Source organism: Rhizobium sp. R635 (genome assembly GCF_002211285.1).
GTDB lineage: Bacteria > Pseudomonadota > Alphaproteobacteria > Rhizobiales > Rhizobiaceae > Rhizobium.
The window spans coordinates 122,356-147,536 of the sequence record NZ_LOKX01000032.1 but is presented as its reverse complement, the minus strand read 5'-3'; the positions used below and the strand labels follow the sequence as shown (position 1 = coordinate 147,536).

General features: G+C 59.1%; 24 protein-coding genes. 5 read left to right on the top strand and 19 right to left on the bottom strand.

What is annotated here, in order from left to right; genetic code table 11:
- The first annotated feature begins 28 nt into the window (after positions 1-28).
- Positions 29-1,027: a helix-turn-helix domain-containing protein gene (locus ATY78_RS20235; RefSeq protein WP_088684085.1), complete on the top strand. Its 999-nt coding sequence runs from the start codon at positions 29-31 to the stop codon at positions 1,025-1,027.
- A 9-nt stretch (positions 1,028-1,036) separates the two neighbouring features.
- Here ATY78_RS20235 and ATY78_RS20230 read toward each other — a convergent pair whose 3' ends face one another.
- The 8 genes from ATY78_RS20230 to ATY78_RS20195 form a co-directional block, all read right to left on the bottom strand.
- Entirely contained in the window at positions 1,037-1,321 is a 285-nt protein-coding gene (locus tag ATY78_RS20230; protein ID WP_088684084.1) for a hypothetical protein, read from the bottom strand.
- The gene (locus ATY78_RS20225; RefSeq protein WP_088684083.1) at positions 1,318-3,612 is read right to left on the bottom strand and encodes an FdhF/YdeP family oxidoreductase; all 2,295 of its coding nucleotides are present in this window, start codon (positions 3,610-3,612) and stop codon (positions 1,318-1,320) included. The genes ATY78_RS20230 and ATY78_RS20225 overlap by 4 nt, the downstream gene beginning before the upstream one ends.
- Before the next feature lie 100 nt (positions 3,613-3,712).
- Complete coding sequence (locus ATY78_RS20220) at positions 3,713-5,644, bottom strand: diguanylate cyclase (RefSeq protein ID WP_088684082.1); 1,932 nt, start codon at positions 5,642-5,644, stop codon at positions 3,713-3,715.
- A gap of 182 nt (positions 5,645-5,826) precedes the next feature.
- The gene (locus ATY78_RS20215; protein ID WP_088684081.1) at positions 5,827-6,204 is read right to left on the bottom strand and encodes a Rid family detoxifying hydrolase; all 378 of its coding nucleotides are present in this window, start codon (positions 6,202-6,204) and stop codon (positions 5,827-5,829) included.
- 53 nt (positions 6,205-6,257) lie between these two features.
- Complete coding sequence (locus ATY78_RS20210) at positions 6,258-7,061, bottom strand: amino acid ABC transporter ATP-binding protein (RefSeq protein WP_088684080.1); 804 nt, start codon at positions 7,059-7,061, stop codon at positions 6,258-6,260.
- The gene (locus tag ATY78_RS20205; RefSeq protein ID WP_245313606.1) at positions 7,058-8,110 is read right to left on the bottom strand and encodes an amino acid ABC transporter permease; all 1,053 of its coding nucleotides are present in this window, start codon (positions 8,108-8,110) and stop codon (positions 7,058-7,060) included. The genes ATY78_RS20210 and ATY78_RS20205 overlap by 4 nt, the downstream gene beginning before the upstream one ends.
- Before the next feature lie 8 nt (positions 8,111-8,118).
- Entirely contained in the window at positions 8,119-8,964 is an 846-nt protein-coding gene (locus ATY78_RS20200) for an ABC transporter substrate-binding protein (RefSeq protein ID WP_245313605.1), read from the bottom strand.
- Between the two features lie 328 nt (positions 8,965-9,292).
- Positions 9,293-10,468 carry an aminotransferase class V-fold PLP-dependent enzyme gene (locus tag ATY78_RS20195; protein WP_088684078.1) on the bottom strand — a complete coding sequence of 392 codons (1,176 nt, stop codon included), beginning with the start codon at positions 10,466-10,468 and terminating at the stop codon, positions 9,293-9,295.
- A 132-nt stretch (positions 10,469-10,600) separates the two neighbouring features.
- Here ATY78_RS20195 and ATY78_RS20190 point away from each other — a divergent pair, with 132 nt between their 5' ends.
- From ATY78_RS20190 to ATY78_RS20180, 3 genes are all read left to right on the top strand, one after another.
- Positions 10,601-11,560, top strand: a complete 960-nt coding sequence (locus ATY78_RS20190) for a LysR family transcriptional regulator (RefSeq protein ID WP_190237496.1) — start codon at positions 10,601-10,603, stop codon at positions 11,558-11,560.
- A 181-nt stretch (positions 11,561-11,741) separates the two neighbouring features.
- Positions 11,742-12,668: a DMT family transporter gene (locus tag ATY78_RS20185; RefSeq protein WP_088684076.1), complete on the top strand. Its 927-nt coding sequence runs from the start codon at positions 11,742-11,744 to the stop codon at positions 12,666-12,668.
- 105 nt (positions 12,669-12,773) lie between these two features.
- On the top strand, positions 12,774-14,219 hold the full coding sequence (locus ATY78_RS20180) for an aldehyde dehydrogenase (RefSeq protein WP_088684075.1): 1,446 nt from the start codon (positions 12,774-12,776) through the stop codon (positions 14,217-14,219).
- Between the two features lie 51 nt (positions 14,220-14,270).
- Here the strand turns inward: ATY78_RS20180 and ATY78_RS20175 are convergent, their stop codons facing one another.
- The gene (locus ATY78_RS20175; RefSeq protein ID WP_088684074.1) at positions 14,271-14,801 is read right to left on the bottom strand and encodes a chemotaxis protein; all 531 of its coding nucleotides are present in this window, start codon (positions 14,799-14,801) and stop codon (positions 14,271-14,273) included.
- A 433-nt stretch (positions 14,802-15,234) separates the two neighbouring features.
- Between ATY78_RS20175 and ATY78_RS20170 the strand changes: the two genes are divergently transcribed.
- Entirely contained in the window at positions 15,235-15,783 is a 549-nt protein-coding gene (locus tag ATY78_RS20170) for a hypothetical protein (protein WP_088684073.1), read from the top strand.
- A 24-nt stretch (positions 15,784-15,807) separates the two neighbouring features.
- On the opposite strand, the gene ATY78_RS20165 is transcribed toward ATY78_RS20170, so the two are convergent.
- The 10 genes from ATY78_RS20165 to ATY78_RS20130 form a co-directional block, all read right to left on the bottom strand.
- Positions 15,808-16,983, bottom strand: coding sequence for a hypothetical protein (locus ATY78_RS20165; protein ID WP_088684072.1), 1,176 nt, complete (start codon positions 16,981-16,983; stop codon positions 15,808-15,810).
- 44 nt (positions 16,984-17,027) lie between these two features.
- Positions 17,028-17,765 carry a GAD-like domain-containing protein gene (locus ATY78_RS20160; protein WP_088684071.1) on the bottom strand — a complete coding sequence of 246 codons (738 nt, stop codon included), beginning with the start codon at positions 17,763-17,765 and terminating at the stop codon, positions 17,028-17,030.
- Positions 17,766-17,801: 36 nt separating this feature from the next.
- Entirely contained in the window at positions 17,802-18,977 is a 1,176-nt protein-coding gene (locus ATY78_RS20155) for a hypothetical protein (protein ID WP_088684070.1), read from the bottom strand.
- On the bottom strand, positions 18,974-19,228 hold the full coding sequence (locus tag ATY78_RS28745) for a hypothetical protein (RefSeq protein ID WP_210191810.1): 255 nt from the start codon (positions 19,226-19,228) through the stop codon (positions 18,974-18,976). Before ATY78_RS28745 ends, ATY78_RS20155 begins: the two co-directional genes overlap by 4 nt.
- Positions 19,222-20,121, bottom strand: coding sequence for a hypothetical protein (locus tag ATY78_RS28740; protein ID WP_210191809.1), 900 nt, complete (start codon positions 20,119-20,121; stop codon positions 19,222-19,224). The genes ATY78_RS28745 and ATY78_RS28740 overlap by 7 nt, the downstream gene beginning before the upstream one ends.
- A gap of 386 nt (positions 20,122-20,507) precedes the next feature.
- Entirely contained in the window at positions 20,508-21,296 is a 789-nt protein-coding gene (locus ATY78_RS28615) for a hypothetical protein (RefSeq protein ID WP_210191808.1), read from the bottom strand.
- Positions 21,230-21,619 (bottom strand): DUF4150 domain-containing protein, encoded by a 390-nt coding sequence (locus ATY78_RS28735; RefSeq protein WP_210191807.1) that lies wholly within the window; start codon positions 21,617-21,619, stop codon positions 21,230-21,232. The genes ATY78_RS28615 and ATY78_RS28735 overlap by 67 nt, the downstream gene beginning before the upstream one ends.
- A 128-nt stretch (positions 21,620-21,747) precedes the next feature.
- Positions 21,748-22,500, bottom strand: coding sequence for a GAD-like domain-containing protein (locus ATY78_RS20140; protein ID WP_088684069.1), 753 nt, complete (start codon positions 22,498-22,500; stop codon positions 21,748-21,750).
- Positions 22,501-22,510: 10 nt separating this feature from the next.
- Positions 22,511-23,977 carry a PAAR-like domain-containing protein gene (locus tag ATY78_RS20135; RefSeq protein WP_088684068.1) on the bottom strand — a complete coding sequence of 489 codons (1,467 nt, stop codon included), beginning with the start codon at positions 23,975-23,977 and terminating at the stop codon, positions 22,511-22,513.
- A gap of 89 nt (positions 23,978-24,066) precedes the next feature.
- Complete coding sequence (locus ATY78_RS20130) at positions 24,067-25,173, bottom strand: DUF2169 domain-containing protein (RefSeq protein WP_088684067.1); 1,107 nt, start codon at positions 25,171-25,173, stop codon at positions 24,067-24,069.
- Positions 25,174-25,181 lie beyond the last annotated feature (8 nt).

Genomic DNA, 25,181 nt, shown 5'->3' with positions numbered 1-25,181 from the left:
GTCGACACAACCACGCACCGGGAGCAGCATGTCCGAAAACACCCCTCCGCCATTCTCGTTTCGATTTCGCGGTTCATCCTTCGACAACATGGTCGAAACCCTTGGCGGCGCCTTTGGCGCATTCGATGCCGAGCCTGTCGGCCGCTCTCAGGACTTTCATTGGGGTTTGGATTTTTCCGCGACCGAAAGCGCGGTTCTGCTCACCGGCTATCACGAGGCAGAGTTTCAGTTCAACATCGAGCCGACGGTGGATACGGCCGAATATCTGTCGATCGTCGTGCCGCGCAGCGGCGGCATGGGCGTGACCTATGGGTCCCGCGTCGCCGAGGCGGGACAGGGAAAACTGCTGCTCTATAACAATTTCGAGCCTGACAGCGTCATCATGCACGGGCAGTCCAATGTCATCGATGAATTGCTGATCAACTGGTCCGTCATCCTTCAGACGATCGGCCAGACCTTCGAGATACCGTTCAGCGGCTCTCTCGATCTCCTGCCCGAACTCGATCTCTCCACGCCGGCCGGCCGCACGATCGCCAGCCTGACGGAAACGATCGCCATCGGCATGCGCGATGACGGGCCGCTGCTGCAATCCCCGATCGCCATGGCGCATATGACGCAGGCGCTGGCCGAGCTGGTCGTGCGTATGGTGCCCAATCGCCTCTCCCACTTCCTGGACAAGGGACCAGCGTTGATCGCTCCCAGGCATATCCGCAAGGCGATCGAATTCATGCAGGCCAACATCGACCAGCCGATCACCATGCCGAAGGTCGCCGAAGCCGCCGGCGTATCCAGCCGGGCGCTCGAAACCGGCTTTCGTGCATTCAGGGGAACCTCTCCCGCTGCCTACCTGCTGACACTGCGCCTGCGCGCGGCGCGGCAGGACCTGCTCGATCCCGAGAGCAACGAGACCATGAGGGCAATCTGTCTGAAATGGGGCTTCTTTCATTTCGGCCGGTTTTCCGCGGTCTACAGGTCGACATACGGAGAATATCCTTCCGACACCAGAAAGCGTGTCGGCCACCGGTAGGGACGCCGCTTACGGCGAAGAGGTAGACGGCAGCGCGTAATGCACTCTCATCGTCCTCGGGTCCCGCTTGACGATCTCGAGCACGCCTTCGCGCTCGGCGAGCGCGTTGAGCTCCCGCAGCACGAGGGAGTGCGCGATCCCCAGCATGCGCGCAAAGGAGCGGCTGTCAGATGCAATCCCCAGTTCCGCCGCAACGAGGAGGCCCGCCTGTATGGACGTGAGCCTGCCATCCCGCTCTTGCGCCGCGGCGACGAGAGCGAGAAACCGGCCGGCCTCCGGCGCCTCGTCGCTCACGCGGCATTTCGCCGGCGGAAGGAGACCATGATCGATTTCGAGGTTGGCGTATCGCTCTCCGTGCCGGCGCTGCCAAGCGGCACGAGCACGTTCAATTCGGGATAATAGCCGGCGATGCTGCCCCTCGGAATGTCATAGGGCACGAAGCGGAAATCCTCAGCGATGCGCGCTATGCCGTCATCGTGCTCGCCGACCACGTCGACCCGGTCGCCGGCTTTCGCATTCATCGCCTCCAGATCCTCGGGATGGATGAAGATGACCTGCCGCTCTCCGTAGACGCCGCGATATCGGTCGTCGAGGCCGTAGACGGTGGTATTGTACTGGTCGTGCGACCGGAACGTCTGCAGGGCGAAACGGCCCTCGCCCTTGCGCGCACGCTGGTGCACCGTCTCGTCAGGAAGCGCCTCGGACGAAAACGCCGCCTTGCCGGCCGGCGTCTGCCATTCCCGATGCGCCGCCGCATTGCGCAGGTGGAAGCCGCGCGGTTTGCGCAGGCGCTCGTTATAGTTTTCGAAGTCCGGAATGGTCGCTTCGATATGATCGCGGATAAGATCGTAGTCACCGGCGAGTTCCGCCCAGTCGACCACGGCGGAACCGACCGTCGCCTGCGCCATGCCGGCGATGATGGCAACCTCCGAGAGAAGATGCGGCGAGGCCGGCCGGTTGATGCCGGCGGAGCCATGCACCATGCTCATCGAATCCTCGACGCTGACGAGCTGGGAGCCGCCCGCGGCATCACGGTCCATCTCCGTGCGCCCCAGGCACGGCAGGATGAAGGCCGTCTCGCCCGGCATGAGATGCGAATGGTTGGGCTTGGTCGCAATATGGACCGTCAGCTTCAGCCGCCGCAGCGCCTTTTCGACGAGCGCGCTGTCGGGCGTGGCGCGCGCGAAATTGCCGCCAAGGCCGATGAAAGCCTCGGCCGAACCGTCGAGCATCGCCCCGATTGCGGCAAGCACATTATGGCCATGGTCGCGGGGAACGGCAAAGCCGAAGTGCTTCTCCAGCGCATCGAGGAAATCGTCCGACGGCTTTTCGTTGATGCCGACGGTGCGGTCGCCCTGCACGTTGGAATGGCCGCGAACCGGGCAGAGGCCGGCGCCGGGCTTGCCGATATTGCCGCGCAGGAACATGAAGTTGGCGATCTCGCGGATCGTCGCCACCGAATGCAGGTGCTGGGTGACACCCATCGCCCAGGTGCAGATCACCCGTTCGGCCTTGATATAGACCTCGGCCGCCTTTTCGATCTCCTTGCGGCTCAGTCCCGACTGGTCCTCGATCTCGGCCCAGCCGGTCGCCTCGACGGCTGCCCGGTATTCGGCAAAACCGGCGCAATGTTCGGCAAGAAACGCATGGTCGAGGACGGAGGGCAGGCCGGCGGCGGCAGCCGCGTCTTCCGCGGCCAAAACCGCCTTCGCCATGCCCCTGACCGCGGCCATGTCGCCGCCGAGATGCGGCTGCAGGTAGTGGCTGGCGATGTCGGTCGAGCCGCCGCGCAGCATCTCGATCTTGTCCTGCGGATCGGAGAAGCGCTCCAGGCCGCGCTCGCGAAGGGGATTGAAGACGACGACGCGCGCGCCGCGTATCGCCGCGCGGCGGAGGTCGCCGAGCATCCGGGGATGGTTGGTGCCGGGGTTCTGGCCGATGACGAAGATAGCGTCGGCCTCTTCGAAATCCTCCAGAAGCACGGTGCCCTTGCCGACGCCGACCGCCTGCTTCATGGCGATGCCGCTCGCCTCGTGGCACATGTTGGAGCAATCGGGAAAATTATTGGTGCCGTAAACGCGCACGAACAGCTGATAGAGGAAGGCCGCCTCGTTGCTCGCCCGGCCCGACGTGTAAAACTCCGCCCGGTTGGGATTGTCGAGACCTTTGAGGATGCTGCCGATCTCGGCAAAGGCGTCCTCCCAGGCAACAGGCAGGTAACGGTCGCTCGCCGCGTCGTAGCGCATCGGATGCGTCAGGCGGCCGTTGAGCTCCAGCTCGTAATCCGACAGCCGGCGAAGCTCGGTGACGGTGTTCGCTGCGAAGAAGGCAGGGGTCGCCCGCTTCTCCGTCGCCTCCCAGGCGACGGCCTTCACACCGTTTTCGCAGAATTCGAACGACGATCCGTGTTCCGGATCGCCCCAGGCGCAGCCCGGGCAATCGAAACCGTCAGGCTGGTTCGCCTTCAGCATCGTCCGCGCCCCGGAGATGGGCATGCCGCTTTGCAGCAATTGCTTGCCGCAGCTCTTCAGGGCGCCCCAGCCGCCGGCCGCCGACGATTTCTTACCGATGAATTTTGTGTCCATGCGCCCTGTATCGTCGAAGCCGGAAAAACATCAAGGCCGCACCAACGATGGTTCGATAGAAAAAATCTATCAAGAAAGGCGCCGCGTCCGCGCGATCCCGCTAACCCGCATCCTTCATGACATGCCGGTCCGGATTGGGCGAATGGGCCAGGATGCGATTGCGCCCCTGCGTCTTGGCATCGTAGAGCGCGGCATCGGCCTCCGTCAGGAGACGGTTCGGGTTGGTCCTCAGGACAGCGCCCGTTGCGCAGGCTATGCCGATGCTCGCCGTTACCCGCCCGAATTCACTGCCGGAATGCGCGATGTTTTCCTTGGCAAGGCGGCGTGCGAATTGTTCGGCAACGATCATCGCGCCCTTGGCGCTGGTATCGGGGAGGAACACCACGAATTCCTCGCCGCCGTAACGCGCGACGATATCCGCCGGGCGGCTGACGGAGTGGCGCAGGCACTTGCTGACGACGCGCAGACACTGGTCTCCGGCGGGATGGCCGTAAGTATCGTTATAAGCCTTGAAGCGGTCGATATCGACCATCAGCAGGCTGAACGGCGTGTTTCTCCTGGTGCTGCCGGCTGTCTCGCGCGCGAAAGTCTCGTCGAAGGCCCGACGGTTGACGATGCCGGTGAGCCCGTCGGTCTCGGCGAGATTTTTCAACTGTTCCGCCGACAGCCTGAGCGCGATTTCCGCCTGCTTCGTCGCCGTGATATCAGAGACGACGGCCATCGCCGTGCCGTCTCCGGCAATCCTCGTTCGGATGCTGCGCCAATCGCCGTTGTGAAGCTGAACCTCTTCGTCCTTGTTGCTGTGCAGCGAGGCGCTGGCGGCCTTCATCCACTCCTCCGGATCACCCTCCGCGATAGCGGGCCGCTCGCCGGTTTCGACGACGCGGCGCAGAATGTCACTGATATGCGCGCCGACCACGCGGGCGTCCCCGGACAGCGGAAAAGCATCGCGGTACTGATCGTTGCAGAAGATAAGAAAGCCTTTGCCGTCGTACATGGCGATGCCGTCGGACATATTCGCCATCGCATGCGACAGCAGGTTCTTGCTTTCGCGCAGCTCCCGCTCCAGCGCGGTCCGTTCGGTCATATCGCGCGTCACGCCGGCAAGGCCGATCACCCGCCCCTGCTTGTCCCTCAGCGGCACTTTGGAAGCGAGCAGGAACCGGCCTTCGATCCGTTCGGTGGAGTCGATCAGCGGCTTCCCCGTCTCCATCACCTGCTGTTCGAGATGATACAGTTCTTCCGCGAGCGGCGGCGACATCAGATTGAAATCCGACAATCCGGTCATCTCCGCCGTCGTCCGGAAACGGAAGAGGCGGGTCATGTTTTCATTGACCGTGATGAAGCGGCTGTTCCGGTCCTTCACATAGAGATAATCGGGCGACTGCGAAAACGCGGTCACCAATATGCTCCGCTCCAGTTCCCATTGCTGCGTCTTCAGGAGGACGAAACCGCCGAGCACCGTCGCCAGACAATTCAACGATGTCAGCGGAAAACCGATGCTGGCCAGCACATGGGCATTCACCAGGGTGGGAAGCAAGGCCATCGACGCGACCAGCGCAATGCCGAGGCCAAGGCTCAGCAACGCAACGTCCCGGAACTCCGGAGATCTCTTTCGTGTCCAAAAATAGCCCGCCAGACCGATGCCGGTCGCAGCAAGGATCGCGATGATCCCGTCGATCATGGCGGCGCCGCCGACGACGAAACGAAAGGCGATCGCCAGCGAAGCGGCAAAAGCCGCCGCAATCGGCCCCCCGAACATGCCGGCCAGGGCGAGCGGGGCAAAGCGAAGGTCGATATAGATGCCGGAGTTGAATTCGATAGCCAGGAATATGGACCCGACGGAGGCGCCGCCGGCTACGATACCGAAGGTGATCTTTTCCTGCGTGGACGACCGGCACTGAAACTGGATCGAGAAATGCGCCCAAAGCGAAATTGCCAGGCACACGAAAGAAAGGTTGCCACCAAATTGCGTCCAGATGCCATTCACCGCGTTGGATCCACCTTCCAAGACATGTAACGAATTGACCATACGGCCAAACTCGTTTGATCTTGGTTAAACCGGAGAGCCATCCGGGCCATATTCGCCCGCAGATACCGGTTCTTTCCCGGCTTATCGGCGGATCGCAGAAAAAAATTGCGCGGCGGCGTTGGCTGCAACGCATGCCGCGTCCGAGTTGAAAGCCGGATATCCGACACCAAGCTGCGCGGGCATTATTCCAGCGCTATCACGGCCTCGATCTCGACGAGGGCGCCTTTGGGGAGTGCCGCGACCTGATAGCAAGCTCGTGCCGGAAAGGGGTCGCTGAAATAACCGGCATAGACGTCGTTGACCGCTGCGAATGCCGCCAGATCGGCCAACAGCACTGTCGTCTTGACGACTTTGCTCATATCGGCCCCGGCAGCTTCGGCGATGGCCCGCAGATTATCAAGGCATTGACGAGCCTGCTCGGCCGAGGTCTCGCCGGATATGTTTCCGGTCGCCGGGTCCAACGGAAGCTGGCCCGACACGAACAAGAAGCCGTTGTGAGCGATTGCCTGAGAATAGGGCCCGATGGCCTTCGGAGCGGTTGCGGTATCTATCTTTTGCATGTTCTGTATCCATGATCGATGTTACGAATGCGCGCCAACGGCGCACGCCTTCATCAGCGAACTCTCGCCAGAAATTCGCGCGTGCGCGCGGACTTGGGATTTGCGATCATCTCGCGCGGCTCTCCCGTCTCGACGACGACACCGCCATCCATGAAAACGAGCTGATCGGCAACGTCGCGGGCAAAACCGATCTCATGGGTGACGACCACCATGGTGATGCCGCTGGTGGCCAGATCCTTCATGACCGCCAGGACCTCGCCGACGAGCTCGGGATCGAGCGCGGAAGTGGGTTCATCGAACAGCAGAACCTTCGGCTTCATGGCCAGCGCGCGGGCGATTGCAACGCGCTGCTGCTGTCCGCCCGAAAGGCTTCGAGGGTAGGAACCCGCCTTCTCGCTCAGGCCGACTCGATCGAGAAGCTGGAGAGCATGTCTCCTGGCGCTGGCGGCATCCTCCCCACGAACACGCGTCGGAGCTTCGATCAGGTTTTCCAGAACGGTCATATGGGGGAAGAGATTGAACTGCTGGAACACCATGCCGATGTCGGCACGCCGCCTGCAAATCGCCGCTGCGGACAGTTCGTAGAGCTTATCACCTTCGAGCCGGTAGCCGACGAAATCACCGTCCACCAATAGAAGGCCTCCGTTGATCTCCTCCAGGTGGTTGATGCACCGCAGGAAGGTGCTCTTGCCCGATCCCGACGGACCGATGATGCAGGCGACGGACCCTTCGGGAACCTGGAGGTCGACGCCCTTCAGGACTTCGAGGTGCCCGAACGACTTCCGGACGGCAGACGCATGCACCATGACGTTCTGCGCCACTCCGAATTTTTCCTTATGCGAGATAAGCGCGCTCATGCTGCAATCTCCCGGTGGCGAAAGTTGAAGGCGGACTTGATCAAAGTGCCGAGGAAGGACTTCCGAAGCGGCTGCTCGTCCCTGGAGAAATACTGTTCCAGATGGTACTGGCCGAACGTCATGATGGATACGATGATCAAGTACCAGCAGGTGACGACGAGAAGCAAAGGCGTGGTCTCGAAGGTCCGCGCATAGATGGACTGGGCGGCATAGAGCAGGTCGGCCACCGTGATGACGCTCACGAGCGAAGTCATCTTGAGAAGGTTGATGGCTTCGTTGCCGGTCGGAGGAATGATAATTCGCATCGCCTGGGGCAGGATGATGCGACGCATCAGTTGGGAAGGGGTCATCCCAAGCGAAATCGCCGCTTCGGTTTGCCCCTTGGCGACAGACTTGAGCCCGCCACGGATAATCTCCGCCATATATCCGGATTCATGCAGGGAGAGCGCCAGGACCCCGGCGGTGATGGGCGTCATCACATCGTTCATCGGCACCGAAAATACCGTTCCGATCCCAGGAATCCATAAGGTGATGGTTTGAAAGACGAGCGACAGATTGTACCACAATATGATCTGGACGAGGGCTGGAGCCCCTCGAAAGAGCCAGATATATCCGCGCGCAGGGACAGAAAGCAGTCTGCTGGGAGACAGCATCATCAGCGCGACGGCGGTGCCGAGCACGACGGCGCAAAACAGGATGACCACCGTCAATATCAGTGTTGTTTTCAGCCCCTCGAGAATGACGGGGTGCAGCATATACTGCCTGACGACCGGCCACTGCAAATTGGGATTGGTGAAGATCGCGTAGGCGACGGCGAGCAATCCAACCGCGACGATGCTTATGGCTGCGACGCGAAAAGGATGGCGCAATGGCACGACCGTCAGGCTGTCGGCGTTGATTTGCGCGGAGGCCTGTACGCCCTTTCCAGATGTTTTCGACATGATAGTTCTCGATCCGATTGGCGCAAACCGGCCGAACTCGACCGGCTTGACGCGAATTTCCGTAGGGAAACCGAATGGCTTCGCATCCGAAACCGGCCGCGAAGCCATCGCCGCCTTTACTGCGGCAGCTGGTCGGCGCTGGTGATCACCTCCGAATGCGTCACCGCCGCCGGCCCCATCTTGTATTTGTCGAGAATCTTCAGATAGGTCCCGTTGTCGATAAGATGCTGAAAAGCCTTCTGCATCATCTCGGCGGTTTGCTTGTCGTTTTTCGGCACCGCCACCCCGAGCGGAAGAGGGAAGTACTCGCCCGGCGCGACCGCCATCGTATTGTTGCTGTGATCGACGTAGTAGATCGCCGCGGTCGTATCATCCAATCGACCATCGGCCCGGCCGGCCAGAACGGCTTGGATCGTGTCCTTCTGCTCGGGATAAAGCGCCTTCTGAATGTCCGGCTTGCCGGCCGCCTTGCAGTCCGCGCTCAATTTGTCGACCGCGAAATCCGCCGACGAGCCGCCGTGAACGGCGATCTTTGCGCCGCAGACATCGTCTTTTGATTTGAACTTCGAAACCTTATCGGCCGGCGTGATGAGAACGATGCCCGACTTCAGGAACGAAACGAAGTCCACGATCTTCAGTCTTTCGCCAGTGACGGTGAAGGTACTCCAGGCGATTTTGCCGCGGCCGGCCGCGATGCTGGGGAACATTGTCTGAAAAGGCGTCACGACGATGTCGAGGTTGACGCCCAGTTCATCGGCCATGGCTTGAGCAAGCTCGATATCGAGACCCGCGGGCTTGCCGTCTTCGCCGACGAATTCGAAGGGCGCATAGTTCATCGGGCTGAGGATGGTCAGCTTCCCGGTTGACTGCACATCGTCGTTCTTGGGCAAGTCACCAGCCCAGGCAGCATTGGCTGCGACCATTCCTCCGATGACCAGCGCATTGCAAAGCATTCTTGTCATTTCCGCCTCCCCTTTTTGGTTGCTTAGAAATATTCGCGCGGGCCATAGAATTATTCAAATCGATAGTTGTCATATACAATATGCACTGTATTCATTCAATTTCGAAGCTCATGACCGGCCGGCAGCGTATTTCGCATCCGTCGAAATCGTTCACCGCTGAGTTGAAGTGGGCGTCTCTCACCACCGATCCATCACGGAGATCCGAGGGCCAAAGCAAAGACGCTTGCGCCTGCAAAGGCATGAGCCGGTGCAGGCGCTCGACAGGTTCGTATTGTCAGCCTTGCCGCAGTTGGCCGGCCAATCGAAATATCATGACTTCGCGCGAAATTTATCGCGAGAACGAAACAGCATGCCGTTCATTCGTTTGCCCCCCGGCCGACACCATGATCGAGACAATCTCCTCCATCTCTTCGACAGTGTTGTAATAGTGGGGGGAGAGCCTGATCGCACCGTTTCGGATGCTGGCATAAACCCCTTGCGCGGTGAGAGCCGAATGCAGTTCGGCCGCTCCTATCCCTGGTTTGCGCAGGAGCGTAATGCCCGAGCGCGATCTGGGCTCGAACTGGTGCACGGGCTGGATCCCGTGACGCAGAGCCGTCTCGCAGAGCAGTTCGTTCAGATACAGGACGCGGTTCTCTATCCATTCGATGCCGAGTTCGTCGATCTGAGCGAGGCGTTCCGCGAGCCCCAGGATTCCGCATCCGTTCGCCGTCCCCGGCTCGAACCGCCGTGCATCGGGGAGGAAATCGAGCGTCCGATGAAATGCAAACGGGTCGTTTACGCTGAGCCAGCCCACGATCTGCGGCGTGATCTCGCGCAGCGCTCGGTCGGAGAAGGTGGCAAAACCGATCCCGCGTGGTCCCATAAGCCATTTATGCGCGCTGACGACGAGAACGTCGACGCCTGTTGCTCCGACATCCAGATCGATGGCGCCGATCGACTGTGTGCCGTCAACGACCAGCATCGCGCCGAACTCGGAGCAGAGAGCCCCCAGCGTGGATATGTCGGCCCTGAAGCCGCTGTAGAACTGCACATGGCTCAGGGCGACGACGCGGGTGCGGCTGTCCAGCGCCGAGCGAATTTGATCCGGCTCCAGGCGCCCATCCGGCGACGATATCTGGCGAACTTCGACACCCCTGGCGGCCAACTGCACCCAGCATAGGTAATTTGAAGGAAACTCCTGCGCGCAGACGACCAGGTTGTCTCCCGGCCGCCAATCGACACCGAGCGCCACCAGGGAGAGACCATGCGAGGTATTCTGGACGTAAGCCACATTTTCCGGTGACGAGCCGACGAGTTTTGCGGCCAGGGCACGGCCTTTCTCGAAGTATGGTTTCGAGGCTTCCTTCGCATCGCGGAGCTGTTCTGCAATGATCGTGTTGTAATGTTCGCTTGCCAGCCGAACACGCTCCGGAACCGGCGTTACCGCTGCATTATCGACGTAAATCTTATCCTTCAGATACGCGATATCGCTGCGTATATCCCTTAGCTTTCTCTCGTCCATAGCCACAGCTCTCGTTTTCCAATCGGACTTATGTCCGCTCGCGGATCGATAGTAGAGAGCGAAGATGGATGAAGCAAATTCGATATGCTAATGTAAAAAATGAATGCGGCTCATTCCATCAGGAGAGGTTTGATGAACTTCAGCGGAATCGATCTCAACCTTCTGCGCGTATTCGACGTGCTCATACGAGAGGGCAATGTGACGGTTGCCGCCGAACGCCTCGGGCGGACTCAGTCCGCCGTCAGCCATTCCCTCGGCAAGCTGCGGGCGCTGTTCAAGGACAAATTATTCGTTCGTGACGGCGGATCGATGAAGCCGACCCCACGGGCCATAGAATTGTCCGCCGAAATTTCCGACGCGCTGGCGAGCATCCGAGCCACGATCGATCGCTATCAACTGTTCGTACCCGATCAGACGAGACGGGTCTTCCGGGTCGGGCTTATCGACTATCACGGCGCGATGGTGATCCCGGAACTGATCAAGCATTTCCGCGCGGAAGCCCCGCACGCGACTCTGAACGTGATGCCGACATCCAAGGAGGAAGTCGGAAGACTGATCCTGACGAGAAAGCTGGATTGCGCCATCGTCCTCAACTTCGACCAGGACGACCAGAACCTGCTGTTGTCCGAAGTCGGCCGGGACGATCTGGTCTGTGCGATATGGAGCGGCAGCCCGCTGCTCAGCCAACCTCTGACCCTCGAACGATATTTGGCCGCCACTCATATCCAGATCTCCGCCGACGGCATGTCCGAAGGGCTCGCGGACAAAGTTCTGCGCGAAATGGGATTACAGCGGCACGTCGCGGCAACGATACCCAGTTATCTCGTGATACCCTGGGTGCTGCGAGGCTCCGACCTGATCACCCATTGCGCCGACAGCATTCTCCTCACTCTCGACGAGAAAAGCGAAGTCGGCCTGACGAAGGCCCCTATTGCGCTCCCGTCCATGCCGATCTCGCTGATCATCCACAAGCAAATGGCGAGCGACCCGGCAACGACGTGGCTGAAGCGGCTGATCGAAGGGATCTACGCAGATCGGCAAATACGCAAGGAGGCGGCCCGGGCCGCCGGTCCTTTCGTCACGCGCGGCTGAGGGCAGCCGAAGCGCCAGCGCACACAAGCCAATCTATGAATGCAGATCATCCCTCACATGACGAAATCGAATTTTCTTCACGCCACTCCATGAATTAAAACAAAGCGCGCGGCTCGCCTGATCGTCGACGGAGGGCCGCGACCTCGCGCGCGGGGCCGACCTCCAACCTTGACAAGAGACCATGAAACTAGATCGATCGACCGGCAGCAGCATCGTTCTCCTGGTTATCTTCGCTCTTTGCCGAGGCAGTGCCTACAGCCTCACCACGGTGGCGTTTACGGCGATGTCCAGCGGAACCGTCGTCTTTCTGCGGTTTGCGATCGGGGCTCTCGCGCTTCTCGGCTGGGCCGCCTTTTCGGTCAGAGGTTACAGGTGGATCTTTCGTGATTGGAAGCCCATCCTCGTCTTTGCCGTGATCGGAAATTCCCTTCCCTTCGGTCTCATGACGCTTGGCCAGGAAACAGTCCCCAGCGGCCTTGCTTCCGTCATGATGGCGCTCACGCCGATGTTCTCAGCGATCATCGCGCATCTGTGCCTGCAGGACGAAAAGCTGACGTCCCGCGCGGTTGCCGGCCTGGCGATCGGTTTTGCCGGTGTCTTCGCGATTGTTTATGCGCGCGGGAAGGTAAATCTCGACGCAGCCATGATATATGGCCTAGGCGCATTGACGCTGGCGGCGCTTTGCATCGCCGTCACCATCGTATCCGTCCGCTTTTTTCGCCCCACGAACGAGCTAGGAACGGCCACTCTCAGTCTGGTCGTTGCATCGATCACCCTGGTGCCGTTCGTCCATGTTTCCGATTTCGACAAGCCTATTCCGCTGAACGTGATCTATTCCTGCATCGCCCTCGGCGTTATCGGCACCACGCTTGGCTGGTTATCCCTGCTTGCCTTGTCGAAGCGTGCGAGCGCCGCCTTTTCGTCGACCGTCAACTATCTCATCCCGATCGTCGGAATGGCGATCGGCGCCACCTTCCTGAAAGAACAGCTCTTCTGGACAGACGCCCTGGCGCTGGCCTTGATCATCGGCGGGACGACGCTGGTGAAGAGTGGCGGAGCCCGTTCCGCATCGGCCGGGCAAGGTGCCGAGGCCATGCCGGGCTCTTGACGCGCGCCGCATCAACGGCGCTAATCCTACCGCCGACGGCGGCGGGGTGCGAAGCCCTTTCCATGCAAAAGTCCTCGGCTTTCATTCTGTCGCAGGAGACCCACGATGAATATCTCTCTTCTCATCAACGGCGCGGATCGCGCGGCCTCCGGCGGCCGGACCTATGATCGCCTCGATCCCTTCACCGAGAAGCTCGCAAGCCGCGCCGCCGCCGCAAGCCTGGACGATGTTGCCGCGGCCGTCGATGCCGCTTCCGCCGCCTTCAGCGCCTGGTCGAAGACCGGCCCCAGCCAGCGCCGCGCCATCCTGATGAAGGCGGCCGACATCATGGATTCCAAGGTCGGCGAGTTCACCCGGCTGATGATCGAGGAAACCGGCGCGACCGCGCCCTGGGCCGGGTTCAACGTCATGCTCGCGGCCAATATCCTGCGCGAGGCCGGCGCCATGACGACGCAGATTTCGGGTGAAATCATTCCTTCCGACAAGCCGGGCACACTCGCCATGGGCATTCGCCAGCCGGCGGGCGTGTGCCTCGCCATCGCGCCCTGGAATGCGCCCGTCATCCTCGCCACCCGCGCCATCGCCATGCCGATCGCCTGCGGCAACACCGTCATCCTCAAGGCATCCGAACAATGCCCCGGCACGCACCGGCTGATCGCCACGGCTCTGACTGAAGCAGGCCTGCCCGCCGGCGTCATCAACGTCATCACCAATGCGCCCGAGGATGCGGCCGGGATCGTCGCCGCGCTGATCGCCCATCCCTCTGTCAGGCGCGTCAATTTCACCGGGTCGACCAAGGTCGGCAGGATCATAGCCGAGACCTGCGGCAAATATCTCAAACCCGCCCTTCTCGAACTCGGCGGCAAGGCGCCGCTCGTCATTCTCGACGACGCAGACATCGACGGCGCCGTCAATGCCGCCATTTTCGGCGCCTTCATGCATCAGGGCCAGATCTGCATGTCGACGGAGCGGATCATCGTCGACCAGGCGATCGCCGATCAGTTCGTCGCCAAACTGGCCGCCCGCGCCAGCCAGCTCCCGGCCGGCGACCCGCGCGGCCATGTCGTACTCGGCTCGCTGATCAGCCTCGACGCGGCGAAGAAAATGGAGGAGCTGATCGCCGACGCCACGGCCAAGGGCGCGAAACTCGTGGCCGGCGGCAAGCGCTCCGGCACCGTGGTCGAGGCGACGCTGCTCGATCACGTCACCCCTGAAATGCGCATCTATTCGGAAGAATCCTTCGGCCCGGTCAAGCCGATCATTCGCGTCTCCGGCGAAGAGGAAGCGATCCGCATCGCCAACGACACCGAATACGGTCTCTCATCGGCCGTCTTCAGCCGCGACGTCAAGCGGGCCATGGCGGTTGCGGCGCAGATCGAATCCGGCATCTGCCACATCAACGGGCCGACCCTGCACGACGAGGCGCAAATGCCTTTCGGCGGCGTCAAAGGCAGCGGCTACGGCCGCTTCGGCGGCAAGGCGGCGATTGCAGAATTCACCGATCTGCGCTGGATCACGGTGGAGGATTCCGCCCAACATTATCCCTTCTAGGGAAAGCCGCTACCGCGCCGCGATGCTTATCTGTCGTGGCGCGCTGTCCGCTCAGGCCGAGAAGCGAGCCAGAGCCTCGGCAAGCTTCAGCCAGAGGTCGTGGGGCGGCGAAGGGATAGGCCGCGAATCCTCGTCGGAGGCCCGGATTTCGTTTGCGGCCTCAGTCGGTGCGGAGCCCGCCAGCATCCGGCCGAATGTCGTCGCCCTGTCCGCAAACTGATCCGAACCTCGTTCCCCCAGCACCGTTCGGATCGTCACCAGGGCGAGATTGAAGTTCTTTTGCAATTGTCCAAACGCGCCGCGGTGTTTGTCCCGCATGCCGGCCTGGAGATCTCCATGCGCGAGAGCATCCATCGCCGCGTTGAAATCGGACAGGTTGTCGTCGATCGACGCGATCAGCTCATTGAGAATGGCTGCCGAACGACGAATATCCGCATCCGCATAGTCGGTGCTCATTCGCCCCGCCAGATCGCCGCTCATGACGGCAGGGACCAATGCCGCGATTTCAGCACAGAATCTGGCTTTCTGATCGGGATCGCGATGCCTGATGTCCTGCCCGGCGCTGTTCGTTGTCTCCACCATGCCTACCCAAGCCCTAACGCGAAGCACCGTTGCCGCAAGACCCGTGGCGGAGCATGAAAGCAAAACTGCTATGAACCATGTCTTATTCCATATGCCTGCTGACCTATCGCGCCACTGCCACATTCGAGCGAGCCGGTATCACGCCGGTGACAGAAGACGAGCCCATCCAAGGCGGTAACGCTTAAGGAAATCCTTCGCCGCCTCCGCAGCCGACTGTTTTTCGCGCAGAACGGATAATCTCTGCGTATTTTGATCATGCTCGAGCGGAACGGATGGATTTCAGGATGCCGGCAGCCGCGGATGCCCTCGCAGAACCGCATTTCTCCCGCACTGGTCGGTTGAAGCGCGCGGCGAGGCAATATATTCCCGTGCCGGCAGAAACCCAGCACCGCCGATCGAGCGGGCTTTGACAGCTTCCTGAGGTCGAGAATAGATGAAAACGCCGCAACGGAAATTCGTCGTCGAATTCAAGTCGGGCCGACGGCAGCCGAAGGCGCGGACGAACTCCATCTGGGGCGACACGGATTTCAAGGCTCTGGCCCGCGAAGTGCAGCAGCAGTCGTCGCATCCGTTCCATGCAGTCGAAGCCCCGACCGAAACTCCCGACACGCGACCCGATCCGCTGAACAACCTCCCCGCCGGCGAAAACCTGATCGATGCGAAGGCCACGGAAACGCCGACGTCGGAAACGGCACAACAAGAAACCGCGACCCCGGTTGCCCTAGCACCCGCGCCAGAGAGCCCGCCGGCGGCGCCTGCAGCCGTGACGGAGAACGTCCCTCGAAAATATTCCAAACGCAAGCCGGCCGCGATCGGCAGCGAGAATCCGAGCCTGCAATTCGAAACTGAAAACGATCTGATCCCCGAACGGGAAATCGCCGTTCTCGAAGCGGAAAACAAACGGCTCAAGCGGTTGCGGGCCGAACAGCTCCATGCCGAGAACCTTCAGCTCAGGACGATGCTCGCACGCTTCGAGAGGTAGGCGCGCCGGTCAAGCCGGAACGGGTCAGCTCTCCAGCCACCGGGCGACAAGTTTGGCTGCCGCCCGCTTGCGGCCAACCCGGATGTCGGCGGCGCCGATATCGAAATCGAGGCCGTTGTTCTCACGCAGCTGTCTCAGCCAGGTGGGGAAAGCATGAAGGTTTCCGCGCCCAAGAAGGGGAAACCCGAGCTCGTTTCTGTAGCTCTTCTTTTCGTCTTCCGAGAATTCCCCGCGCCCGGCGATGCGCGCACTCAATTCCCACTCCCAATCCGGATTTGGCCGGATATGCAATCGTACGGCGTTCCGGGCGATCAGAGGATGGTCTTCGGTGCCGCGCAGCGGGACCGCAATATGGATTTCCCAGTCCTCCTCTTCGCCAAATGGCAACTTCAGCCTTTGCGCCAGGTCGACGGATTCGGTGGCGTTGCGGCGCGCAAGCTCGATCTTCTTGAGCCGTTGTGCGAGCATGAGGAAACGTTCTTCATCGGGCCCGACATCCGGCAGGACCACCTCGACATAACGGTGCAATATCGCCTGCTGCTCGGCGCGCCGCATGAGATCGTATTTGCCCTCCAGCATATCGGCAAGGAGATCGGCACGGGTCGCCTTGTTGAGCAAGCAGATGAACACCATGCCCCAGAAGCGGAGATCGGTGACGCTGTAGAGATCTTCGCCATAGCGCCTGTCGTGGCGATAGCCGAGATGCCGGAAAACCTCGAGGAGACGCACCGCCTCGCCGGCGAAGGGAGCAAACTTCGCCTTCTTCTCGCGCTGGGCGGGCATCGTCGTATAAGCGCCGACCTGCGTGATGAGCTTGAGGCGCGCCTTCAGCGCCTTGGCCGAAACCGTCTCGCCGCTCGGCAGGGCGCCGGTATCGTCGAACCCGAACACGAACAGCAGCTTGTGCCGCCGCGACATCTGGATGATGCCGCCAAGATCGAGAAACGGCAGCATGCACCCGTAAGCCTCGAGCAGCAGCGGCATCTCCTTGTCGCCGACCGAAGGGACCGCGGCGGCGCGCATGAAATGGAAATAGAAATCGATTTGCTCATTCGGATCGAGCAATCCGGAAACCTTGGCCGCCAAAGGGCCGATCCGATGATGATTGGCGGGCCAGAATTTTCCGTGGCGCCGCTCGGCGAAGGCTTGGTTTTCGTCGGAGATGAATGTGCGCAACAGATTGGCGTCGGGGTTTGTCATGGTGTGGGCTTCATCATGCTGAGTGCACCTAAGGCAAGCGCGTGTTAATTATCGATCAGACGGTCATGACCGATCGTGCGGACAGCTTCGAGATGTCCAAAGGGACCCCGACCACCTTCCTTCGGATCGATATAGCGTTCCAATGTAAAGGATCCCATCTGGGACAAAACACCCAGATATTCGATGAAGCCGCCGATTGAAAAATCCTTGGCCGTGCCATCGCCGCCGAGGCGGAAATGCGGGACCATGGTGTAGACCTGATCAGCCGTAATCGGACCGAGCCGGCGGCGCACAGAATCGAAAACAGGCTTGCCGGTCATAGCATCCACCCAGCCACGAAGATCGAAAACACTGGCGTCCACGGCGGCAGCTACCGCCATATCATCATCGAAAGGAGGGACGTCCTCGACAACCTTGGTAGTGATGTCCGTGGTGGCGACGGTGCCAAGATTTACGTTGAGCGTGATCACCTTAAATTTAGGGTGCCAGATGCTGACTTCGCCGAATGCATCACGCATGAAGGGCACCATTCTTACGGCATCGAATTCCGGATCGCCGGCAAACAACGTATTCAAAACAGGCATGATCGGCGCGGGATCGCAGATCCAGTAGAGGCCGTCCCGCCACTGCCCGCGGCCGTGCTCAATCCAGAAATCAACCATGGCGTCTGGCAACCTCCCACGATAGCCCTCAGCCTGCGAAGCAGAAACCGTTGTACCATCTTTGAGCGGCCCGAATTCATCCAGGACTTCCTGCAGCGGGCGCCGAGGTGTAACAGACATATTGGCTCCAGATGCTCATCAGTCGCTCGACAGCGATCAACGCCCGACTTTGTCACCGCCACCCTTGAATGGCCTTGCCGAAAGCTCTTTCGGGATGTCGTATTGGTGCCAGCCCTCATCGTCCAAGATGTAGTAACGAAGCCCGTAATCAAACACATAGAGCTTCTCGTTCTGGACGAAGATTGCGCTCGGCTGCAGGACGAAAGGGGCGGAGCGCATCTTCACCTTAGGCGCGAACGGCTTTGCAAAATGACCGTCGAACCGGAACAATTCCGTGCCAGTCGCAAGGATCAGCTCATTGCGCAAGCGAGCGCCATCCTTAAAATTTTTCTCGCGGTCGGCAATGGACGAAACATCGGTAAACCCGGCTTGCGGATTGCCCTTCATTACCAGACCGTCGCCACCGATGACATAGTCAGCGTCGGACCCATCACTCTCGACATCGGCGATATAAGAATACGCGGGCAGGGACCGAGCTATACGATCCGGCAATGCCTGCTGCTTCCAAGAGCCGGGCCGACCAGTGAAAAGTGTTTTTAGACGCGGATAGCTGTCCATTTCGGCGTAAAGTTTTTTCTTCAATTCAAAGCGCTCCTCATCGGGCATATCCTTCCGATATAGAGGGTGCCCGGGATAGAGATTGAAGTGCCGCGCATTCGCCGTCTGCGTGCCAACAATGAAGATATCACCCGCCTGATTGGCTCCTACGATCGTCCAATCGGGGACCTTGTAGGGATATTCTGTCGGTAGAGGAGGAGAGACATCTTGCCAGGATTTTTCTTTACCAAGCTTTAGAAAACCTTCCCCGCCCGCAACCAGCCATTGATCCCCAACCGGTAAAATGGAGCTGAACAAAATCTCTGGCGCGTCATCAGATTCGGCTTGGGTTCCGGGGATGACTGAATGCTGCGCGCCGTTGGGACTGATCAGATAAATGTCGCCGTTCAGGCTGAGCGCCACATAGGACGGCTCACTTACTTCATCGGCCCGCGGCACGACCCTGACATCCCGCAATTCCCGCCGCACATCAAGGCGCGAGAATGTCTGCGCCTTGGCATCACGTGTTAGAATGATAGTATAGGGATCGTCCCAGCGCGGACCGCCGACCAAAAGCGCAAAGTATCGATTATCAGCCATAGCCGCCGCGTAAAGTGTTGGCTCCCACGCTCCATAAAGTTCTTCGAACTCTTTATCGTCGATTGCGTCGGTCATTTTCGCCTAGGTGGTAGCCCGTTGAAATCGCGCTCCAGCAACTCAGGCGGAATTTCGATCTCTGTCCAGCGATCGCCGTCAAAGGTGTGAACGCCATGCTTGAAGTCGAAATAATACAGGACGTCGTCGACGGCATGAACCTTAAGAGGGTTCGGAATGTTGCGATTGATGCTCGGATCGAGAACCGGTTTCAGCGGGGATAACAGATGCCCATCGAACCAATGCAGTGCATAATCCGATGCGATCACCATCCGATCTTTGAATTTCGTGATCGAGCGCAGATTTTCATTATTTCCTTTGAAGGAGATATCCTGAAAACCATGCTCGCATTCCCACATAAGATGACGCCATTGCCGCCGACAACCCAGATCTTGTCTAGAGATTCGATGAAGATGTCCGAAAGGGTTTCTGGTTCGGGATGGTGCTTAGTGGAACGTGGCTTGGCGACCACCCGCCATTCCTGTCCATTCCAGTGATAGAGACGGCCTTCGTTTACCCGCGCGCGCCCCTGCTTAGCAGCTTCTCTAATCGCAGATGCTTCTTCAATTCGTCCTTGTTCAATAAGTTCGCGACGCCGAGCATTTTCTTCTTGGGTAAGAGCTCGCCGCGTGTTGACGGGCGAATAGGTCACATTCATATAGAGATTGCCCTCAGTCGGGCCATTCAAATCACCGAAGACGAGATAATCGTAGGTTTCAGGTACTTGCGGCAGCTTTTCCTTGTGAAACCAGCCCACATCGGAATCCGTCAGACGGTAAAGCTGCGAGTGATAACCGGTTACGAACAACGCTTCCCCAGTTAGGGCCATGGAATTGACGTAGCCGAGGTCGGCCGAATCGTCGGAATAGACGCCAGCGCCGACTATTTTTCGATGCGAAGAGTCTTTTCCCATGGGAAGTGTATAAACATCGCCTTCATCGCTGAGGGCGTAGATGATCGGTCGTCCATCCTCTCCAATTCTACCGGCAAGACTATCAATCTTACGGGGAACGTCAGAGCGGGACCATGGCTGATTGAACCGACCTTCATAAACGAGAATATACGAGTGCATATCCTCGTAGTCCCTCCCGCTGAACACCACGCAGAATGTGTCCCTTGCCAGGGCAATGGCTCCGTCGAGGCGGAGCGGATCGAATGGCTTCATATTTCCTAACCTTAATAAGCGCCAGCCTTTAGGACATCTATCACGCGTTGCCCGCCCGGTAGTCGGAGCGGACGTATCGTGGTGCGACCCGGTTGATCTTCATTCAGCCCAACTTGTCCTTCCGCCGCAACCTTTGCCATTTTCTTGCATTTTTCCGGCAACTCCTTCACCTGGCCTATTGCCATATAAACCTCATCAAGAAGCGCCCCGAGTGGAGCCGTACCCTGAGGGTTATAGTTTTTTCCCAAGCTCGCGAGAGCCGGATTGAGCGACTTGTGAACTGCATCGTCGTTGGTACGGTGCATGCCAGGCGAAAGGCAAATAGCCTGTCCCTGATTATAGGTAGGCGAATTCGGAATACGCCCGGCAGTGGAGTCTTTTTCTGCCTAAGTTTCCGGAGCCGTACCCAGACGATATACCATATCCGGAATGATATGATGCGCCTCGCCCGGGCAAATCGTTTCGACATATTTGGAAGGACCAACGATACAGGGCCATTCATCCTCGTTGACATCTACACGGACATTTTGACCAAGGGCTGCATCAAGCTTTTTAGAACTTAGGACGGCGGCTGTTGCTTCTCGCGCTTCTTCTTTCCTGGCTTCTTGAAGCTCCATTTTCAGTTGGTTGAGAGCCTCGTCCTCCGTCATCGGGGGGAAGAAATTTCGTCTTACGAAACTGGTTCCACCAAGATTTTCGGAATAATTCGATAGTGCCTGAAGTTCGCGAGAGTTGCTTGGATCAACCAGTGTACCTTGTTCTTCAAGGCTATTTCGCAAGCGCCGAAGTCTGCTGCCAGCGTAATATTGATTTTGTATCTCTCCGAGAGCAATTGCTGCTCCAGCTAATCCACCGCCCGGGATGGGACGGCCAAAACGACCTTTGCGTCCAAGCGAGGGAGTGCTTTTAGGCTGTGTCGCGCCTTGCTCCGCCTGACGCGCCATGAATTCACGCAATAGCCTCTGCCCTTCGGGGGAAGTGGCATCAAACGCCAGCTGTATCGGTTTCTGGGCTGCCAGTGATCCTTTTATAGGATCGTCATCAAGTGGCGGATCATAGGTCTCGGTGCTACGCACGAAGATCGCTTCGCCCTGGGTGTTCCGGTTGTTCATCCAGAAGCGGTCGAGATGGCGGATGACGTGGGAACCTTCGGCCCGCACCTGATCGGCTCGCAAATATTTTCTACAGTGCCGGATTTGACACCCTTTTTCGTTCCCGGAGCATCGCCGTGGACATGCGTCGTACAGGAGCGCATAACCATCGCCTTCTTGCCGGTAAAGCGCACGGATGGCGTATAGCCTTTGTCGTGCCCGCAATAGTCGACGATCGGATAGGGAATGGGAACAGCCGAGGAGCCGACCGGTGTCAGGCATACATCCGGCGACAGCGAGACGATCTTTGCCTCGTCAAGATCACGCAAACCTTCGCGCGGCTGCTTCGTCGTCCAAGGCGCCGGATAGTCGGGCTCACCGACATAATTATCGCGCGGGATGCTCATGCCGCTACCCTATTTATAGAACCACTAGCCACAACTTTGACTTGAACCCGCATGGCGGCAGTGCGATTTCCTGCTTGCTGCGGCGGAGGTGGACATGCGATGCGGCAACAACCATAGGCCCACACAAATTAGCGGACGCTACCAGAGGGAATCGTTTGAGATACAATTTGCTGCTGTCCCCCGACCTCGATTGCAAATGAATAGTAGATCTCACCGGGCACGCGCGGGACGGCCTCGGAAATTTTCAGTTTTTGATAGTGATCAACCGTATTTCTTTCAGCATTTCTGTCTCGGAAATAGATCTCGTTCTGCGAAAGTTCACCCAGGCTTCGGCGGAGTTGCGGCGTAAGGGCTTTACCGTTATCGTCATAAATTGCCTTGTATGAATCGGCGCTGGTTGCCCCCAGCAATATGCTCCAGATGTCCTCCGGCGCAGACCTGGCTTCCAGAAACAATTCGACCGCGTTGTGGGGCATGTCCACACCAGCCGCCCGATAGATCTCCTCCAGGTCATGGGGTGGAGGATCAGTTCGGGTTCTGCTCGTCAAATCCATCAGCAGCGCGACATCAAGCGAAAACGTGAAATGTCGTCCTGCCCTATGCCAGAGATTGACGGTTCCGAGGCTCGAATATCCGAAGGCGGACAGGTCATCGGCATTCAATTCCGGCACATTCGCCAAAATCTGGCGAAAGAAGCCCTCGAAAAGGGCCGGCGTGCAGAGCCAGTAGTTCCTGTTTGCATAATATCCTACACCATGTTGCATCCAGAACTCTATCAGGTCCTCTGGAACGCGCTCCACAATACTTTCCGCTTCGTCTTCCGAGATCCTTCTTGCCTCGTGGGGCTTGCCTCGCGCCTCAAGAAATTCTTCTGCGGTCATTCGTATCTCCTCAAATCGCGATCAGGGATGTCTGCATCCTGGGGCAACCATTTCGGCATTGAGTTGTAGCATAATCATTGAGAATTCCAGCCTTTCCACCTCCCCATTGAGATCCTATGGATCGATTCTCGCTACGACCGCCAAGCCCGGAAAATACCGTTGGCTGTCCACCAGCAACCATATCGAGAGTATGGATTGCATCTTGACGAACGGCCGTTTGTTGGGCGCGCGCCATCGCTTGCGCAGGGGAAAGGCTAGGATTAAGTGCCCGGATCTGGTTTGCTCTTATGGTCAACAGACGCTGACGCTCCCCAGGCCTTGCAGCCTCCCCGATAGGCTTGTTGACGGGATACTGGGCAATATCCGCTGCGGCCGTACACGGATTCTTACCGTTCAAAACACCCTGTTGCAGAGTGAGCTGCCTCTGCATTTCCGCTCTCGTACCCCGCACAGGCGTAGTAAAGTAAAATGGCAGCAGATAGCATCGCGGGTTGCTTACACGGCCATTCCCGGTCGCTGGAAGCGGAACAGCCTGGGGACGCGGGCCAATCTGCGTTTGGGTTTGAGTCTGAGTTTGGGTCTGCCTGCGCTGGTATATCTGCGCAAGCGTTTCTTGTTTTATGGATTGTCCGCCGTCCCAAAATGGAAGGCGACCTATTCGTTGCGAAGCATCTTGAACAAGCTGCCGTTCATGGTCGTCTTGTGGAATGAAGTCCGAGAAGTTGGTTTTGTTGGTGGGGAAAAGTACGCCCACAGCAAAGACGCCTATTCCAAGTAATGCGGTTCCAAGACCGACACCAGCCGCAGTTCCCGCGGTGGTAGTGGCGCCCCCCGCGACCGCGCCGCCAGTCGCTGTTCCCCCTCCCGCTAGCGCCGGGATACCGCCTACAGGCGCCACGAAACCGAGAATCGCGCCAGGTGGTGCTGTATCCGAAGCAGTTTTAGGATCGTCGTTTGCGGCAAGCTGCGTATAACGCAACGAGCCCCATACAGGATCATCGTCTTTGGGTGCAGCGAACGTTGCGGTGCTACGGACAAAAAGAGCCTCGCCTTGCGTGTTTCGGCTGTTCATCCAGAAGCGATCCAGATGCCGGATAACGTGCGAACCCTCTGCCCTGATTTGGGAGGCATGGCCTATCGGTTCGCAAATGCTTTCAACGGTCCCGGATTTAACGCCCTTTCGCACCCCCGGCTTGTCGCCGTGTACATGTGTAGTACACGAACGCATGACCATGGCCTTCTTGCCAGCGAACCGCACGGTTGGCGTGAAACTGCGGTCGTGGCCGCAATAATCGACAATTGGGTAAGGAATTGGCACTGTGGAGGATCCCACCGGAGTCAGACAAACATCCGGTGCGAGCGACACGATCCGCGCTTCGTCAGTATCGCGCAGTGCTTCTAAAGGACGACTGGTCGTCCAAGGACTTGGATACTCCGGATCGCCGATACGGATATCAGTGGCGGACGGAAGGCTCATGTCGCTTGCAGTCTCCGTTTATCTAAAGAATGTTCAGTCTGCGGCACCCGCAGCCACTCAATGATTCAGACGAGAGCCCTCCTCGCAGATCACGCCGATGCCACCGGTTCGTTAGGAGAAGATGCAGCCAAGCGAACACGCGTTAAGGTGAGCTTTGCATCTGTGGCTTCCGGCAAGGGAAACCGGATACGCCAAGTCAACGTGACCCGATCGTCGAAACGCCAATCGAAATGCAGTCCGTCAAGTTTCAAGACTCGCCAATCGCCCGTTCCCTCGCGAAGGCAATGAACACCGAGTGTCAAATCAGGTAAACGGCCCTCGGCGATGGAATGACGCGAATGGAGATGTCGTAGCTCGTAATCTTCATGTCCTCCGAGATGCTGCATAACAACGAGATCCGGATGAGCGCTTTGCCAAAAGCGTGCGTCAAAATCCTCAGGCAGAAGTGGATGACGCTCGTTGAGCCAGAGATCGTCGTAGGTGCCTGCATATTGCTGGCGAGATCGCCACCACGGCGACACCAGGCCCAGTCCCTGCGGCTCGATCGACTCGCGCCAGTTCAGCTTCTCCCCAAGCAAAGTGATCTGCGGTGCTGCGACGGGCGCATGATCCGCCGGCATGCCGAGATTGACGATGCCGCAGCCGAGCGGATTGCGCGCTTCCACATCGACAGGCGTCTCGGTTTCCGGGTCGCCGGTGCCGGGGATCTGACCGCCATACGCCTTGCTCCAGCAGATCGGCACCTGGGATGCGGGCTCGGCTTCGCTCAGTTGCCAATCCGTCAGCACGCGCTTGGCTTCCTTCGCCGAAAAGCCCGCCCACTTTTCCTTAACGACGGGTTTCCAGAAGCGTGGACCGTGGACTTCGAGCCTTTTGGAAAGCTGTCCGACGCGCAGACCGACCTGCCATGAGGATGCGGGAACGCCGCCCGGCGCATAAGCATTGCCCAGAAACGTAATGTCGGTCCCAACTTTCTCCGGCGTGAGGTCCGTCTGGCGCAATAGCGGGCTGCTATGGGGATCGCCGTCATAGCCGTCCTCCCACTGAAAATCCTCCTGCTCGCGACACAAACGCAATCTGTCGTTTTGAACGTGTTCGAACGTGCCACGCACGGCCACAACGCAATCCAAATCGCCGTTCGCGTCGAACTGCCGGAAAGCCATGGCCGGAAAAGGAAGCCGGTTGATCAGTTCCAAGCGCGCTT